Origin of the sequence: Halomonas sp. PA16-9 (assembly GCF_009728585.1) — a bacterium.
GTDB classification, from domain to species: domain Bacteria; phylum Pseudomonadota; class Gammaproteobacteria; order Pseudomonadales; family Halomonadaceae; genus Vreelandella; species Vreelandella titanicae.
Window position 1 is genome coordinate 537,935 of sequence record NZ_CP040451.1, and the last position, 16,737, is coordinate 554,671.

Sequence of the window (16,737 nt, forward strand, 5' to 3'; positions counted from 1 at the left end):
GAGCGGGGCATTAAGGAGTTCAGTGTGGGCCTTATACAGAATATTTTAGCGGTCATTGTGGTGTTGGGCCTGTTAGTGACCTTCCACGAGTTTGGCCATTTTTGGGTGGCGAGGCGCTGTGGGGTCAAAGTGCTACGGTTTTCTGTAGGCTTTGGTAAGCCGCTATGGTCGCGGGTTGACCGCCACGGCACCGAGTTCGCGATAGCCGCCATTCCGCTGGGTGGCTATGTCAAAATGCTCGATGAGCGTGAGGCGCCGGTTCCGGAAGAGCAGCTTGATCAGGCATTTAACCGCAAAACCGTGTGGCAGCGCATTGCGATTGTGGCGGCAGGGCCAATCGCCAACTTCTTGTTAGCGATTGTGGCTTACTGGGCACTGTTCGTGGCGGGTACCACGGTGGTGTCGCCAATGGTAGGTAGCGTTGCGCCTGACTCGCCCGCCGCCGAAGCCGGACTTGCCAATGGCGATGAAATTGTCGCCATTCAGGGCGATGAGATGCGCTCTTGGGAAGATGTTAACCTCAAACTGGTATCGATTATTGGTTTCAGCGGTGAGCTGGATATAGACGCCCGCCCCGAAGGCGCGAGCGACCCTCAACGTTTTGGCTTATCGGTGACTGATTATTTGGTTCGCCAAGATCCGCCACAGCCGCTGCAATCGCTGGGTATTACTCCTTGGCAGCCGGAATTTCCGGCCGTTTTAGGCCAAGTAGTGAGCGGAGAGGCCGCCGAGCAAGCAGGCCTTGAGGCGGGCGATAGGATGGTGGCGATTAATGGCGAACCAGTGGATGATTGGATGCACTTCGTTAATATGGTGCGAGGTAATCCAGGTGAAACGCTGCAGCTCACCTATGAACGTAATGGCGAGCAGTCGAGTGTTGATTTAACCCCCGGGCGTAACCGCTTGGACACTGGGGTTGAAATTGGTTATATCGGTGCAGGCGCCGAGCAGGTCGAGTGGCCAGCAGCGTTTCAGCGTGAAATCCGTTACGGCCCTATCGAAGCGGTAGGCCAGGCTGTTTCGCGCACTGGAGAGATGACGCTCTTAACCTTAGATGCCATACGCAAAATGTTTGTCGGGCTTATCTCGCCTTCCAATTTGTCCGGGCCAATCACCATTGCACAGATCTCTGGTGATTCGGCCCGTGCAGGGATGGAAGCGTTTATTGGCTTTCTAGCGTATCTTTCTATCAGCCTTGGGGTACTAAACTTACTACCTATCCCGGTGCTCGATGGTGGCCACTTGCTCTATTATTTTATGGAGGTCGTGCGTGGACGGCCAGTATCCGAAAGAACCCAAGCCGTAGGACTGCGCATTGGGCTTGCCATGGTCGGCACCCTGATGTTGATGGCCCTCTATTTTGATCTGATGCGCCTGTGGTAATGACGCGTGTAGCGCGCAGGATGCCTTGTCATCTGCCTGCACAAATGTATATGGTGCCTTTCTGGAATGATAGGCAGACCAACGCGAGCGAATTGACTGCATGAAAATCAAGACCCTTGGAATGGCGGCACTCTTGCTGGCAGGCGCCAGCGGCGCCCAAGCACAATCCTTTGATGTTTCAGACATTCGAGTGGAAGGACTGCAGCGGGTATCCGCCGCCTCGGTCTTCAATGCATTTCCGGTGAGTGCCAATGAGCGCGTCAGCGAAGAGCAATTAGCTGCTGCTGCCCGTGACTTATTTGCCACAGGGCTATTTGACGATGTCTCCCTGGCACGCGAAGGCGATGTACTGGTTATTCAGGTCGTCGAGCGTCCGACTATTGCGCGGCTACAGATCAGCGGCAACGATCAGATCTCCGAAGAGGACTTGCGCAATGGTTTGCGTGAATCGGGGCTCTCGGAAGGTCAGGTACTGGAGCTCTCTACGCTGGAAGAGATACAGCGCGAGCTGGAAGGCGTCTACCAGTCTCAAGGTCGCTACAGCGCCAGCATCGATACCGAAGTGGAAGAGGTTGATGAGGGCCGGGTACAGGTCAATATCAATATCAACGAAGGCGAAGTGGCCAAGATTCGCCAAATCAATATCGTTGGTAACGAAGCCTTTGATGATGAAACGCTGCGTGGCGTGTTTGAGTTAAATGATCGGCCAGGACGCTTTTTCGGGCTGGTTCTCTAGCGACGAGTACTCCCGTGAAGCGCTTTCCGGTGATATTGAGCGGCTGCGCTCGTTCTACCTAGATCGTGGCTACGTCAACTTCGATGTCACCTCGACTCAGGTGTCGATTGGTCCGGAAAAATCCGAAATCTTTATTACACTAAACGTCGATGAAGGCGCCCAGTACCGGGTAGGTGATATTCGTTTCGCGGGTGATCTACAGATCAGCGAAAACGAAGCTCGCCAGTTACTCACCGTTAAAGAGGGAGAGATTTTCTCCCGCGGCGATGTTAATGCCTCCACCGAAGCCCTGCGCCAGCGTTTGGGTGCCGAAGGCTTCGCCTTTGCTGATATTCAAGGCGTGCCTGAAATGGCAGGGGACGGTGAAACGGTCGATCTGGTGATTGCCGTCAATCCCGGTGAACGCGCCTACGTGCGTCGTATCGAGTTCTACGGTAATACGACTACTCAGGATGAAGTACTGCGGCGTGAAATGATTCAGTTGGAGGGCGCACCCGCTTCCACCGAAGCCATTACACAATCGCGTCAGCGCCTTGAACGCCTGGGCTTTTTTAGCCAAGTAGAAGTGGATACCCAGCCTGTACCTGGTGAGCCGGATTTACTCGACGTTACTTATAATGTCGAAGAGCAGCCCTCGGGGTCGGTCTCTGCCAGCGTTGGTTTCTCCCAGAGTGCCGGGGTTATTTACGGTGTCGGCTTGTCACAAAATAACTTCTTGGGTACGGGTAACCGGGTCAATGTAGGGGCTCAGCGCAGCGACACCTTTACCAGTGTGAACTTTGGCTTCACTGATCCCTACTGGACGTTGGATGGCATTTCTCGCGGCTACAATGTTTTTTACCGCGAAACAGATTACGCCGATTCGGATATTTCGACGTTCTCGACGGATGCCTATGGTGCCGGTATCAACTTTGGTTACCCCGTAAGCGAACTGTCGCGTCTTAACTTCGGTGCCAGCGTTGAAGACCTAACGGTGAAAACCTACTTCGACACGGCCTCAGAAATTCGTCGCTATGTGGAAGATCAGGGCGAAGATGCGCAAAGCCTGAAGCTGACCGCTAGTTGGACACGCAACAATCTCAACCGCGGTATTATGCCGACCGATGGCAACTATCAGCGACTGTCGCTGGAAACCGGCGTGCCGGGCAGTGATTCGGAGTACTACAAGCTGCGCGCCCGTGCTCAACAGCTCTTCCCGATTAACGATGACGAGTCCTGGGCGTTCAAATTTACCGGCAATGTCGGCTATGCCGATACGCTGGGCGGCAACGATCCCTTCCCCTTCTATGAAAACTTCTACGCGGGTGGTCTTGGCTCGGTGCGTGGCTTCACGTCGAATACGCTTGGGCAGCGCACCACGCCAGCAACCGAAGGCGGCCGTGACCGCACGCTGGGCGGTAACGTTTCAGTAGAAGGTAGCGCCGAGATCATTTTCCCGCTGCCCTTTGTTGAAGATCAGCGCGCGCTGCAAACATCGCTATTCTTGGATGGCGGTAATACCTTCCTGACCTCTTGCTACGATGTGCTTGCAGAAGACGCAGGGCGTCAGCAGTGTAACTCCGGCGTTGATCTAGGCGATTTGCGCTACAGCGCCGGTATTGGCCTCTCTTGGCTGACACCGGTAGGCCCGCTGACCTTTAGCATTGCTGAGCCATTGAACGATAAGAGCGGTGACGACACTCAGTTCTTCCAGTTCTCATTAGGACAAACGTTCTAAAGGGCAAACGTTCTAATTTTGCTAGACCGCGTGCCATGGTGGCGCGTGCTAGCGTGACCTAAGGAGATAACATGATGCGTAAACTGACAGCGGTGGTATGCCTGTTGGGCGCGATGATTTTGCCCGCTCACGCTGCAGAAGTAGCAGTGTTGGATTGGCGAGCAGCATTGATGAATACCCAGTCCGCACAGGCGTCAATGAGTACTCTGGAAGGGCAAATTGGCAATCAGCAGCGTGAAGCGCAAAACCTGGGTAATGAGTTGCAGCAGCTTCAGCAGCGTTTGCAGAACGAAGGCGAAACGATGGCTCAGTCCCAGCGGGAGTCGCTGATTAGCGAGCTTCAGCAGAAAGGCAGCCGTTTTGAACAGCTTCGCCAGGAAGTAATGCAGGCACAGCAGCGTTCCGAGCAGCAGTTTTTAGAAGGCGCCGAGCCTAAGCTGGAACAAGCGGTAGCAGAAGTGCTGGAACGCCATGGTATTGATGTGCTGGTTGAACCCCAGGGCGTACTGCACTCAGGTGTGGATCTGCCCAATGTGACCGATGAAGTCACCCAGATTTTTGATACCTTGAACTAAATTTAAACGCTAATTGGTGTGGTCAGGCCACACCAACGCTTCCCTGGGCTCCCATGACGCACGCTTCTCATCACTTTACCCTCGCAGACATTGCGCGCCAATTGGGCATTGCCGTCAGCGGTAATGCCCAGCAGCCGATACGCGGCTTGGCGACGCTAAAAGAAGCGCAGCCGGATCAAGTGGCTTTTCTGGCCAATCGTGCCTACCTGAAAGATTTGGCGACGACCAAGGCGGCCGCGGTATTGCTGCACCCTGAGCATGGCAAGCACTGCCCGGTAGCGCGTCTGGAAATCGATAACCCTTACTTGGGCTATGCCAAGCTATCGCAGTTGTTTGACCCACTGCCTGCCCGCGATATCGTCGGTATTCACCCCACCGCCGTCGTGGCGGAAGATGCTCAGCTAGGCGCCGATGTCTGCATTCAAGCTCATGCAGTGATTGAATCAGGCGTGGTGCTGGGCGACCGTGTGGTCATTGGGGCGGGCAGCGTGGTGGGAGCCGATACAATTATCGGCGAAGCAACGCGTCTGCACGCCAATGTCACCCTCTGCCATGGCGTGGTTATCGGTAAACGGGGCGTCTTGCAAAGCGGCTGTGTGATTGGCGGCGACGGCTTCGGGTTTGCCCACGATGGCGCTGGCTGGCATAAAATCGCCCAATTGGGGGGCGTAGTGCTTGGCGACGACGTTGAAGTAGGCAGTTGCTCCAGCATCGATCGTGGCGCTTTGGGAGATACGGTGATTGGTGATGACGTCAAAATTGATAGTCAGGTACAAATCGCCCATAACGTCATTATCGGTGACCACAGCGCCTTAGCAGGCTGTGTGGGCATTGCTGGTTCGACCAAGGTCGGTAAGCACTGCATGCTGGGTGGTGGGGTCGGTTTATCCGGTCACCTAACCATTTGCGACGGCGTTCAGGTGACAGGTATGAGCCTTGTCACGAACTCAATCCATGAACCGGGGGTCTACTCATCCGGTACTGGCGCCATGGCTAATGCCCAGTGGCGTAAAAACGCGGTGCGTTTTAAACAGCTTGATGACATCGCTAAGCGCCTGGCTCGATTGGAAAAAAAGCAACGTGAATAGTAACGGCTGCATGACTTTTACCCGCTGCTGGTTTGAGACTAGATAACAGCGGGGTATAATCCACAGCCTTTTAACCAGTGCACGTGCTGGTATTTGCCTGACACTCTTCAGGAGCTGCAGGTTTTTGTTATTTTAGAGGTCGCTACGATGGTTATGGATATCAATGAAATTCGCGAGTACTTGCCCCACCGTTACCCCTTTTTGCTGGTGGATCGAGTAACGCAATTAACCACCGGCGAATCCATCGTTGCGTACAAAAATGTCAGCATTAATGAGCCATTTTTTAACGGCCACTTTCCGCATCACCCGATTATGCCCGGCGTACTGGTGATTGAAGCCCTGGCCCAGGTATGCGGCATTCTCGGTTTTAAAACGGTCAATAAACTGCCTGCCGATGGTTATGTGTACTATCTCGTGGGCAGCGATAAAGTGCGCTTTAAACGCCCGGTAATGCCGGGCGACAAGCTCACCTTAGAGGCCGACGTGATTAGAGGTAAACGGGGTATCTGGAAATTTGCATGCCGTGCCACGGTTGACGGTGAGCTGGCCTGCGAAGCAGAAATTATTTGTGCCGAGAGGAAGGTGGCTTGATACATCCGACTGCACTGGTCGACCCGGCGGCGCGCCTTGCCGACGACGTTGAGGTTGGCCCCTTTAGCATCATTGGCCCCGACGTCACGATCGGCGGGCTCCGTGATAGGCCCTCATGTGGTGGTTAAAGGCCCCACCTCGCTAGGCGAACGTACGCGTATCTTTCAGTTTGCCTCGGTAGGTGAAGACTGTCAGGACAAAAAATACGCAGGCGAACCCACGCGGTTAGTGATGGGCGACGATAATGTGGTCCGTGAAGGCGCCACGATTCATCGAGGCACCGTTCAGGATCGCAGCGAAACCACCATTGGTTCGCGCAACCTGTTTATGGCCTACGTGCATGTCGGCCATGACTGCGTGATTGGTAACGACTGCATTTTAGCCAATCAGGTTACCTTGGCGGGCCATGTCACCGTCGGTGATCATGCCATTCTGGGTGGGTTGGCGGCAGTGCATCAGTTCTGTCACTTTGGCGATCACGCCATGGCCGGTGGTGGCTCGATTATCACCAAGGACACACCCGCCTATATCATGATTAATGGCAACCCTGCCGAAGCGCGTGGACTCAACCTAGTGGGCTTAAAGCGCCGCGGCTTTAGCCGCGAAGCAGTTAGCGCCTTAACCACCGCCTATAAAATGGTTTATCGCCAGGGGCTGACTACAGAGCAGGCGCTTGTCGAAATGCGTAGCCGCTTTGATTTGCCCGAGATCGAGCATTTCGCCGCCTCCATTGAGCGTTCTACCCGCGGCATCACCCGTTAACCCATGCTAATCATTTTATGACCCTGCAACGTGTCTATCTCGTGGCTGGGGAACTCTCCGGCGATATCCTCGGCGCTGGGCTGATGCGCGAGCTTAAAGCACGCTACCCTGGCGTCGAGTTTCGTGGCATCGGCGGGCCGCGCATGCAGGCGGAGGGCATGGAGAGCCGCTTCCCTTTAGAGACCCTCGCGGTAATGGGGCTGGTTGAAGTGCTTAAGCATCTCCCCGAACTGATCCGTGTGCGGCGCACCCTTAAAGCCGAAGCGCTGGCCTGGCAGCCGGATATTATGCTCGGCATCGATGCGCCTGACTTCAATTTAGGCCTGGAACGTCAGCTCCGCGAAGCGGGTATTACTACTGCCCATTACGTAAGCCCTTCCGTATGGGCGTGGCGCCAGGGGCGGGTAAAAGGCATCGCTAAATCGGTAGATGGCATGCTGACACTGCTGCCTTTTGAAGCCGCCTTCTATCGCGAACACCGTGTTCCCGTCGCCTTTGTGGGTCACCCTCTGGCCGACGAAATGCCGCTGGAAAATGACCGTATCGCCACCCGTCAGGCGCTGAAGCTGGCACCGGATAGCCAGGTGTTAGCGCTGCTGCCCGGCTCCCGGGCCAATGAAATTCGCTTTTTGGGTGACACCTTTCTTAACGCTGCCGAACAGCTCTGCCAGCGCCACCCCACGCTGCAAGTGGTGATTCCTGCGGCCACCGCTGATCGCCGCCGGGAAATCAGCGCACTGCTGGCTAGTTACCCGCTGTTGGTGGAGCGTACTGCGCTTTTGGATGGTCAGGCCCGCGAAGCCATGGTGGCGAGCGATGTGGTGCTGCTGGCCTCGGGGACCGCCGCGCTGGAAGCCATGCTGTGTCACCGCACCATGCTAGTGGCCTACAAAATGGCCCCAGCCACCCACTGGCTGGCTAAACGAATGGTGAAAACCCAGTGGGTATCGCTGCCCAATTTGATTGCCCAGGAGACGCTGGTACCCGAGCTGATTCAAGACGCCGCCTCTCCAGAGGCGATTGCCGACCAGCTCAGCGCTATGTTGGCCGACGAGGCAAGTCGACATGCCTTGGAAACACGCTTTGCCGAGATGCACGCTACGCTCCAGCGTAACGCCAGCCGTCGCGCCGCCGAGGCGATTAACCTGTTGGCCGCGGGTCAGCCTCTGGAGACTGTTGATGGCCATTGAGCACTGGTTGATCGAGCACAAGGATTTCCCAACGCTAGAAATTGCCTACAGCGGCGAGCGGCTGGCGGGGGTCGATGAAGTAGGCCGAGGGCCGCTGATCGGCAGCGTGGTGGCCGCGGCGGTGATTCTCGACCCCGCTCAGCCGATTGACGGTCTTACCGACTCTAAAAAGTTGACGGCGCGCAGGCGTGAAGCGCTGGATACACAAATTCGCGAGCGGGCGCTGGCCTTTGCCGTGGCAGAAGCCAGCGCTGCTGAAGTGGATGCGCTTAATATTTACCACGCCACCCACTTGGCCATGCGTCGAGCCATTGATGCGCTGGCACCGGCGGCGGAATATCTACTCGTGGATGGCAACAAATTACCTGGCCATCTGTTGCCCGGCCAGGCCGTGGTAAAGGGTGATTCACGCCACTGTGCCATTGCCGCGGCGTCGATTTTGGCCAAGGTCGCTCGCGATGCGCAGATGGTCGCCTTGGATGAGTGCTATCCTGAGTATGGTTTTGCGCGCCATAAAGGCTACCCGACCAAAGAGCACCTGACGGCGCTTGCAGCTCACGGGCCACTGGCCGAACATCGTCGTAGCTTCGCGCCTGTGCAGCGTCAGTTGGCGCTGCTTTAACGTATTTTTCTTCACCTAGCGTTTTGCTGAGAGTCTCATGACGGTTCCGTTCGTTCATTTACGTTTGCACAGTGAATATTCCCTGGTCGATGGCTTAGTGAAGCTAAAGTCGCTGGTTAGCACCACGGCTGAACGGGCGATGCCAGCGCTGGCCTTGACCGATGAAACCAACCTGTTCGGCCTGGTGAAGTTCTACAAAGCCGCCCAGGGGGCGGGGTTGAAGCCGATTATTGGCAGCGACTTATGGCTCCATAATCCCCATGACGAGTCCCACCCTTACCGGCTAACGCTGCTGGCGATGAACGATGTGGGCTATCGCAACCTGACCGAGTTGATCTCGAAAGGTTGGACGCATGGTCAACGTCAGGGGCGCGCCATTCTCGATAAACAGTGGGTGCTGGAACAGAGCGAAGGCTTGATTGCGCTCTCCGGCGCGCGGGAGGGTGAGATTGGCCGCCACCTGCTATCTGATCACGAACAGGATGCACGGGTGCTACTCGAAGAGTGGCAGGCGGCCTTTCCCGAGCGCTTTTATCTAGAGCTGGTTCGCACCGGGCGCCCGCTGGAAGAGGCCTGTGTTCACGCCAGCGTCAAGCTGGCCATTGAAACAGGCACTCCAGTGGTGGCGACCAATGACGTGCGCTTTCTTGAGCGCGAAGATTATTGGGCCCACGAGACCCGCGTCGCCATCGGTGAAGGTAAAGCGCTGGACGACCCGCGCCGCGAACGCCGCTACACCGAAGAGCAGTACTTAAAAAGCCCCGACGAGATGGCGGCGCTGTTTGCCGATATCCCCGAAGCGCTGGAAAACAGCGTGATGATCGCCGAGCGCTGCAGCGTGGATGTGCGCCTGGGCGAGATTTTCCTGCCCGAGTTCGGCATTCCCGAAGGGATGACCCAGGATGAGTTCTTCCGCAAAGTATCCCATGACGGTTTAACCGAGCGATTGGATTTTTTGTTTCCCGCTGAACGGTACCCCCGCGACAGCGAAGAGTACCAGGCGATCGACCAGCGCTACCGCGACCGGCTGGAGTTCGAGCTCAACGTTATTATCCAGATGGGGTTCCCTGGCTACTTCCTGATCGTGATGGACTTCATCCAGTGGGCCAAGGACAACCGCGTACCGGTAGGCCCGGGGCGTGGTTCCGGTGCTGGTTCGCTAGTGGCCTACGCGCAAAAGATCACTGACTTAGACCCGATTGGCTACGACCTGCTGTTCGAGCGCTTTCTTAACCCCGAACGTGTCTCCATGCCCGACTTTGACGTCGACTTCTGCATGGAAAAACGCGACAAGGTGATCGAGTACGTAGCCGAGCGCTACGGGCGCAATGCGGTCTCCCAGATTGTCACCTTTGGCACCATGGCGGCGAAGGCCGTAGTGCGTGATGTGGCCCGTGCCCAAGGCCGTCCGTACTCGCTGGGGGATAAGCTCTCCAAGCTGATTCCCTTTGAAGTAGGCATGACCCTGGCCAAGGCGATTGAGCAGGAACCCGCGCTCAAAGAGTTTATCGGCAACGATGAAGAGGCCGAAGAGATCTGGGAAATGGCGCTCAAGCTTGAGGGCACCACCCGGGGCACCGGCAAACACGCCGGTGGCGTGGTCATCGCCCCCACCAAACTGACCGATTTCTCACCGCTGCTCTGCGATGAAGATGGCTCCGGCTTGGTGGTACAGTTCGATAAAAACGATATTGAAGAGGCGGGGCTGGTCAAGTTCGACTTCCTGGGCCTGCGGACGCTGACGATTATCGACTGGGCACTAGAGATGGTCGACAAGGTGCGCAGCGTTAACGGCCAGGATCCGCTCAACATCGACAGCATCCCGCTGGACGACGCGCCAACCTTCGAGATGCTCAAGCGCGCCGAAACCACGGCGGTCTTCCAGCTCGAATCCCGCGGCATGAAGGAACTGATCAAGCGCCTGCTGCCTGACTCCCTGGACGATATGATCGCCCTGGTGGCACTGTTCCGCCCCGGCCCACTGCAGTCGGGCATGGTCGACGACTTTATCAACCGTAAGCACGGCCGGGCCGAAGTCTCTTATCCACACCCGGATTACCAGCACGAGCTGTTGAAACCTGTCTTGGCGCCCACCTACGGCATCATCCTCTACCAAGAGCAGGTCATGCAGATCGCTCAGGTAATGGCAGGCTACAGCCTCGGCCAGGCCGATATGCTGCGCCGTGCCATGGGTAAGAAAAAGCCTGAAGAGATGGCCAAGCAGCGTGACGGCTTTATGGAGGGTTGTGCCGCCAACGGTATTGATAAAGACCTGGCCGGTAACATCTTTGACCTGGTAGAGAAATTCGCCGGTTACGGCTTTAACAAGTCTCACTCGGCTGCCTACGCGCTGGTGTCTTACCAAACCGCGTGGCTGAAAGCCCACTATCCGGGGCCCTTTATGGCCGCCGTTATGTCCACGGAAATGGACAACCTGGATAAAGTGGTGCCGCTGATCGAGGAGTGTCGGAACCTCAAGCTCACCGTAACGCCGCCGAACGTCAACGTCGGTGGTTACAAGTTCACCGTCGATACCGATGCGCGTGTGGTCTATGGGCTAGGCGCCATTCGCGGCGTGGGTGAAGGGCCCATTGGCGCCATTGTCGAAGCCCGCGAGGCAGATGGCCCTTTCAAAGATATCTTTGATTTCTGCCGCCGCATTGATCCCAAGCGGATGAATAAGCGCACCCTGGAGGCGCTGATTCGCTCCGGCGCGCTGGATACTTTAGGCCCCAATCGTGCGGTGCTGTTTGCAGCGATGGAGGACGCGCTAAAAGCCGCTGCCCAAAACCACGCCAATCAGAACCTGGGCATGCTGGATATGTTTGGTGATGCGTTCGCCGCGGCCGATGAAAGTGACGATGACAGCAACGTTTACGCCGAATACATCAACGCCCGTGAGTGGACCGATCGCGAACGGCTCTCAGGGGAGAAAGATACCCTGGGGCTTTACCTGACAGGGCACCCGATCGACGAGTACGAGCGGGAGCTAAAACGTTTTGTCTCCACGCGGATCAGCGATTTAAAACCTTCTCGTGACCCCCAGCGCGTTGCTGGGCTAGTGGTCGGCGTGCGCACTATGAAGTCCAAGCGTGGTGATACCATGGCGTTTATCACCCTGGATGACCGCACCGGGCGTATTGAAGCTTCGCTGTTTGGGGAGCTATTCGAGCAACTACGCGGTCAGATTGAGGCTGATCAGGTACTCATCGTTGAGGGCGAAGTCTCCAGCGACGAATACTCTGGTGGCCTGCGCCTACGCGGTAAAGACGTTACACCAATGGTGACGGCGCGCATTCGCTACGGCCAAGCTGTGGAACTGGCATTGGACGCGGGGCAGATCAATGGCCGCTTAATTGAAACCCTGCGCGACAGCCTGACGCCGTATCGCGATCAAGAGGGGTTGCCGGTGCGCCTGCAGTACCGCCACCCAGCGGCAGTGGCTTGGCTGGAACTTGCCGATGAGTGGAAAGTCGCACCGAGCGACGACTTACTGCTGGCGCTGCAGGATGTCCAGGGTCAGACAGGCGTACAGCTACGCTATCGATAGCTGACGATACGTCACTAAACTATCGGAAGAGGGCAGGTTGAAGCGAGGGTCTTTCGGCCAGGGCCGGAAAATGTTCCTGACAATTCCGGCATTTCCGCCATCCATGGCGGTCAGATGGCGAAAGTAGCGCCCAAGGATGGGTTCACAGCGCCCTCGCGGAGACCTGCCCTCGTGAGATTGCACTCTGTGCATAAGTGAGCCCACCTTGCGTGGCAGGGTCAGGGTGCGATAATACTTATTTTGATCAGGCTTGTTTTTGACAGGCAGCTTACAGGCAGAGCCGATGAATCCTAATTATCTCGATTTTGAACAGCCGATTGCCGAACTTCAGGCAAAAATTGAGGAGCTGCGTCTAGTCAGCTCCGATAGCCAAGTCAACCTTTCCGACGAGATCGCTCGGCTGGAAGAGAAGAGCCGCAAGCTGACGGAATCGATCTTCAAGGATTTGACTCCCTGGCAGGTTTCTCAGCTATCACGGCACCCTCAGCGTCCCTACACGTTGGACTACCTCGAACACATCTTCACCGACTTTGACGAGCTGCACGGTGATCGCAACTTCGCCGATGATGCCGCGCTGGTAGGTGGCATTGCGCGGTTGAATGATGCACCAGTGATGGTGATTGGCCATCAAAAAGGCCGCGATGTAAAAGAGAAAGTGCGCCGCAACTTCGGTATGCCGCGCCCAGAAGGCTACCGCAAAGCGTGCCGTCTGATGGAGATGGCCGAGCGCTTTAAAATGCCGATCCTGACCTTTATCGATACCCCCGGTGCCTATCCCGGTATCGACGCCGAAGAGCGCGGTCAGTCAGAGGCTATCGCCTATAATTTGGCCGTTATGTCGCGACTGAAAACACCGATTATCTCCACCGTGGTGGGCGAGGGCGGCTCCGGCGGCGCGCTGGCAATTGGCGTCTGCGACGAACTGCAAATGCTGCAGTATTCGACCTACTCGGTGATCTCACCGGAAGGCTGCGCATCGATCTTATGGAAAAGCGCTGAAAAAGCCTCTGACGCCGCTCAGGCTATGGGCATTACCGCCGAGCGACTGAAAGAGCTGGGCTTCGTCGATTCGCTGATCAAAGAGCCGCTCGGTGGTTCCCACCGTCACCCGCTAACCACTGCTGAGCGGGTCAAAGAGGCGCTTACCGCGAGCTTGGGGCGTCTGCAGTCAATGGACACTGACGCGCTGCTGGAGCGTCGCTACAAGCGTTTAATGAGCTATGGCGCCCCAGCCGCTTAATACGCTGCAACGCTTGCTCAACGACGCCCTGGCGGAAACCCCGCCGGGGCGCTCTATTTGGGTGGCACTCTCAGGTGGTTTAGACTCCTGCCTGCTGCTCGCGTTAGCCGCACGGTCCTGCGAACAAGCAGGCCGCCATTTGCGGGCTATCCACATTAACCATGGTCTACAGGCAGCAGCGCAGGCATTCGAGGCGCACTGCCGGGATATGTGTGTGCGTTTGAACGTGCCGCTATCAGTGGTCAATGTGACGGTAGATGCACAAGGTGAAGGCATCGAAGGCGCCGCTCGCAACGCCCGCTATGAGGCTTTTTTGGCCACCATTCCCACTGGCGATACGCTCTGGCTGGCCCAGCACCAGGATGATCAGGCGGAAACCTTTCTGCTCGCCGCTCTGCGTGGCAGCGGGCTACGCGGCCTGGCCGGTATGCCCTATCGCCGGGAGGTCCAAAGTACCACCTTGGTGCGCCCCTGGCTCTCCGTGCGCCGAGCTGAACTTGAAGCTGCGGCTGGGCTGCTTCAGTTGCGCTGGTGCGAAGATCCCACCAATCAAGATATTCGCTTTGATCGCAACCGCCTGCGCCACCGAATATTGCCTGCATTGCGCGAGCGCTGGCCCACAGCCGTCGCTGCTTTAGCCAATAGCGCAACCAACGCCGGTGACGCAGATGCGGTGCTTAGCGAGTATTTAGCAGCCGAGCTAAACGAGCTCGTCACCGGAGAAGGGCAGATAGATGCGAGCGCACTTAGTCAGCGCTCCCGTCCCCGCCAGCGGCTGCTGGTGCGTACTCTTTGCCAACAGCAAGGCTTGCCAACACCGCCCCAGAAGCGTTTAGAGAGCCTGCTGGATCAATTGCATGCCAAGGCGGGTGCCGCGGTGTGCGTTGAGTGGCCGGGTGCTCAGGCGCGCCTATGGCGCCAGCGGCTCTATCTGATGGTGCCTTTTGAAGCGTTATCGTCGTGGGAGGTTAGCTGGGATGGTCAAACGCCACTGGAAACGCCTATCGGGCCGCTAGGGTGGCAGGTGGCTTCATTACAAGAGCCGTCTCAACCGTTGAGAGCGACCTGGCGACAAGGTGGGGAGGTTATTCAACTGCCTAAACGAGGGCGGCGCGACCTAAAGCGGTTGCTACAAGAGGCGGATATGCCGCCCTGGGAGCGCCAGCGGCTGGTGGTTATCATGCAGGGTGAGGCGTGTATCGGGGTGGTTTGTCCCCCTGCTCAGCTGTTATGGCAGGCAGAGGGCGTTTGCTTTACCCGTCTGACTTCGCCTGCTTAACGATCAGCTTAAAACCGGCGGCTTCCATAAACGCCTGCTCCTGTTCCAGGTCGGTACTCAGCAGGGTGGGTTCATCGCTGGCAGGCAGCGTGATCGTCAAGCTATCGCTGTCAGCGCTTATTTCCGGTAGCGAGGGCGCGGTTTCCGGGCGGGAATGGTTGAGCAAAACGGCTAAACGCAGCAGTCGGGCGAGCTTCTGGGTCGTCTCCTGTTGCGCTTCCGGCAGGGCCTGCCACTCCTTGAGCGGAAATTTACGCCGGTGCGCGCGCACTAAAAACGCCAGTTGGCGCTGTTCAGGGCGTGAAAAACCCGCGAGATCCGAATGCTCCAGCAGGTAGGCGCCGTGGCGATGAAACTGGCTGTGAGAGATCGCCAGGCCGATTTCATGCACGTGGCTAGCCCACTGCAAATAGCGCCCTTGGTCAAGGTTCAGCGACCATGCATGGCGTACCTGCTGAAACAGTCGCTCGGCAGTGTCGGCGACGTTAAGCCCTTGACGGGTATCAACATCGTAAGTGCGCTGTAGCGACTCCAGGCTTTTCGAGCGCGAGTCTTCGGCGGTATTGCGCCCGGCCATATCGTAGAGCACGCCTTCGCGCAGCGCCCCATCGGCAAAACGCATTTGGGTTAAATCAAAGGCCTCAAAAATCGCCCCGAGAATAGCAATCCCCGCCGGGAAAACTTTGGCACGGTCAGCCTTGAGGCCCTCCAGCGCGACTTTATCCAGTTGCTTGCACTTCAGCAGCCGTTCGCGCAGCTTCTTTAAACCGGCGCGAGTGATAACACCCTCGTGGGGCGTATCGCCATAGGCATGCAACACGCTGGCGGCGGCCTTGATCGTGCCGCTGGAGCCGACTGGGTCGTCCCAGCCCAGGCGTTGATAGGGGCGCTGAATGTTGGCGAGCTCTGAAAGAGCGGCTAGCTCGGCGCGGCGCATACGTTTTTCGTTCAACTCGCCGTCGGAGAAGAAGCGTCGGGAAAATGTCACGCAGCCCATGCGCAGGCTCTCCAGCGCTTTGGGCTCAAAAGCTTCACCAATAATGAATTCGGTCGAGCCGCCGCCAATATCGACGATTAATCGGCGGCCATTTTCGGCCAGCGCGTGGGCGGCGCCTAAATAAATCAGCCGAGCCTCTTCGCGGCCGGCGATAATTTCGATGGCGTGGCCTAACTGTGCTTCGGCGCGCTCGATAAATGTTTGGCTATTATCGGCATCGCGTAGCGCGTTAGTGCCGACAATGCGCAAATTGGCGTTGGTGATATCGCTTAAAAACGGCGCGAAGCGGCCCAGGCAATCTAGTGCGCGCTGCATTGCCTCTTCGCTGAGCAGGCCATCATCGTCTAGTCCCGCAGCGAGCTGCACCTTTTCGCCCAATCGGGCCACCACCTGGAGGCGTTCATGCTGGTAATTGGCCACCAGTAGATGAAAGCTGTTGGAACCCAGGTCTATAGCGGCGAAGCGCTGCGGCGCACCGCTGTCTACCTCAGCGGAAGCGGTGGCAATGGGGAGCGAAATGTCCTTGGGCATGAGCTTTCCTTCGTGTTGGCTGTGCCAAGGTTGCGGCGACCTTTATCTATTGTCAATTGCTAGACACCTAAAGGCTTGCGTTTGTCGCGGCGCTTGACTACCATCGAGCTACTGGCCTGATCTGACCTGGTTAGTTAGCGTGTCCACAAGTACTTCGCTGCTGAGATGAGTCGCTGTTTAGATAAATCATCTTGCATGCGTCGTGCAAGTACGGCACCTTGGTCGCCCCAGACGTTATTCACTGTTTATCCCGTTAGCGTCAGCCAGAATTCCAAGTCGTCAGATAGCCCACTGGTTCAACCACTTTCCTGGGGTAGCCAGATTAAACAAGTGTTAGCACCCTCGAGTTGAGTCTTAATAACAACAAGCAGCAGCGTTGTTAGTTAAGTCCAACGCCGTTCCTTTCATCTTCGAGCGCGTGCCTTTACCGGGGTCTGAACGCATCACACGGCGTCACTTTCACGCCTCCTGTCTTA

The 16,737-nt window shown here is 57.0% G+C and carries 10 protein-coding genes and 2 pseudogenes; 11 read left to right on the plus strand and 1 reads right to left on the minus strand.

Annotated features, from left to right (window positions below):
- Window positions 1-24 precede the first annotated feature (24 nt).
- The 11 genes and pseudogenes from rseP to tilS all read left to right on the plus strand — a co-directional run bounded on the left by rseP (window position 25) and on the right by tilS (window position 14,733).
- Window positions 25-1,383 (plus strand): RIP metalloprotease RseP, encoded by a 1,359-nt coding sequence (rseP, locus tag FDY98_RS02565; protein WP_022520191.1) that lies wholly within the window; start codon window positions 25-27, stop codon window positions 1,381-1,383.
- Between the two features lie 100 nt (window positions 1,384-1,483).
- Window positions 1,484-3,836 (plus strand): annotated as a pseudogene (gene bamA / locus FDY98_RS02570) (outer membrane protein assembly factor BamA).
- A gap of 74 nt (window positions 3,837-3,910) precedes the next feature.
- A complete protein-coding gene (locus FDY98_RS02575; protein WP_027957768.1) occupies window positions 3,911-4,411 on the plus strand; it encodes an OmpH family outer membrane protein in 501 nt (166 codons plus the stop codon).
- A gap of 53 nt (window positions 4,412-4,464) precedes the next feature.
- Window positions 4,465-5,499: a UDP-3-O-(3-hydroxymyristoyl)glucosamine N-acyltransferase gene (gene lpxD, locus FDY98_RS02580; RefSeq protein WP_027957769.1), complete on the plus strand. Its 1,035-nt coding sequence runs from the start codon at window positions 4,465-4,467 to the stop codon at window positions 5,497-5,499.
- 147 nt (window positions 5,500-5,646) lie between these two features.
- Complete coding sequence (gene fabZ / locus FDY98_RS02585) at window positions 5,647-6,090, plus strand: 3-hydroxyacyl-ACP dehydratase FabZ (protein ID WP_022520189.1); 444 nt, start codon at window positions 5,647-5,649, stop codon at window positions 6,088-6,090.
- Window positions 6,087-6,852: pseudogene (lpxA, locus tag FDY98_RS02590) on the plus strand (acyl-ACP--UDP-N-acetylglucosamine O-acyltransferase). Before fabZ ends, lpxA begins: the two are co-directional and overlap by 4 nt.
- A gap of 17 nt (window positions 6,853-6,869) precedes the next feature.
- Complete coding sequence (gene lpxB / locus FDY98_RS02595) at window positions 6,870-8,042, plus strand: lipid-A-disaccharide synthase (protein WP_027957770.1); 1,173 nt, start codon at window positions 6,870-6,872, stop codon at window positions 8,040-8,042.
- Window positions 8,032-8,664 (plus strand): ribonuclease HII, encoded by a 633-nt coding sequence (gene rnhB, locus FDY98_RS02600; RefSeq protein WP_027957771.1) that lies wholly within the window; start codon window positions 8,032-8,034, stop codon window positions 8,662-8,664. The genes lpxB and rnhB overlap by 11 nt, the downstream gene beginning before the upstream one ends.
- Before the next feature lie 37 nt (window positions 8,665-8,701).
- Window positions 8,702-12,214: a DNA polymerase III subunit alpha gene (dnaE, locus tag FDY98_RS02605; protein ID WP_027957772.1), complete on the plus strand. Its 3,513-nt coding sequence runs from the start codon at window positions 8,702-8,704 to the stop codon at window positions 12,212-12,214.
- A gap of 283 nt (window positions 12,215-12,497) precedes the next feature.
- Window positions 12,498-13,454: an acetyl-CoA carboxylase carboxyl transferase subunit alpha gene (gene accA / locus FDY98_RS02610; RefSeq protein ID WP_022520184.1), complete on the plus strand. Its 957-nt coding sequence runs from the start codon at window positions 12,498-12,500 to the stop codon at window positions 13,452-13,454.
- Complete coding sequence (gene tilS / locus FDY98_RS02615; protein WP_027957773.1) at window positions 13,435-14,733, plus strand: tRNA lysidine(34) synthetase TilS; 1,299 nt, start codon at window positions 13,435-13,437, stop codon at window positions 14,731-14,733. Before accA ends, tilS begins: the two co-directional genes overlap by 20 nt.
- On the opposite strand, the gene ppx is transcribed toward tilS, so the two are convergent.
- Complete coding sequence (gene ppx, locus FDY98_RS02620) at window positions 14,708-16,261, minus strand: exopolyphosphatase (RefSeq protein WP_027957774.1); 1,554 nt, start codon at window positions 16,259-16,261, stop codon at window positions 14,708-14,710. The genes tilS and ppx overlap by 26 nt on opposite strands.
- Window positions 16,262-16,737: the final 476 nt, after the last annotated feature.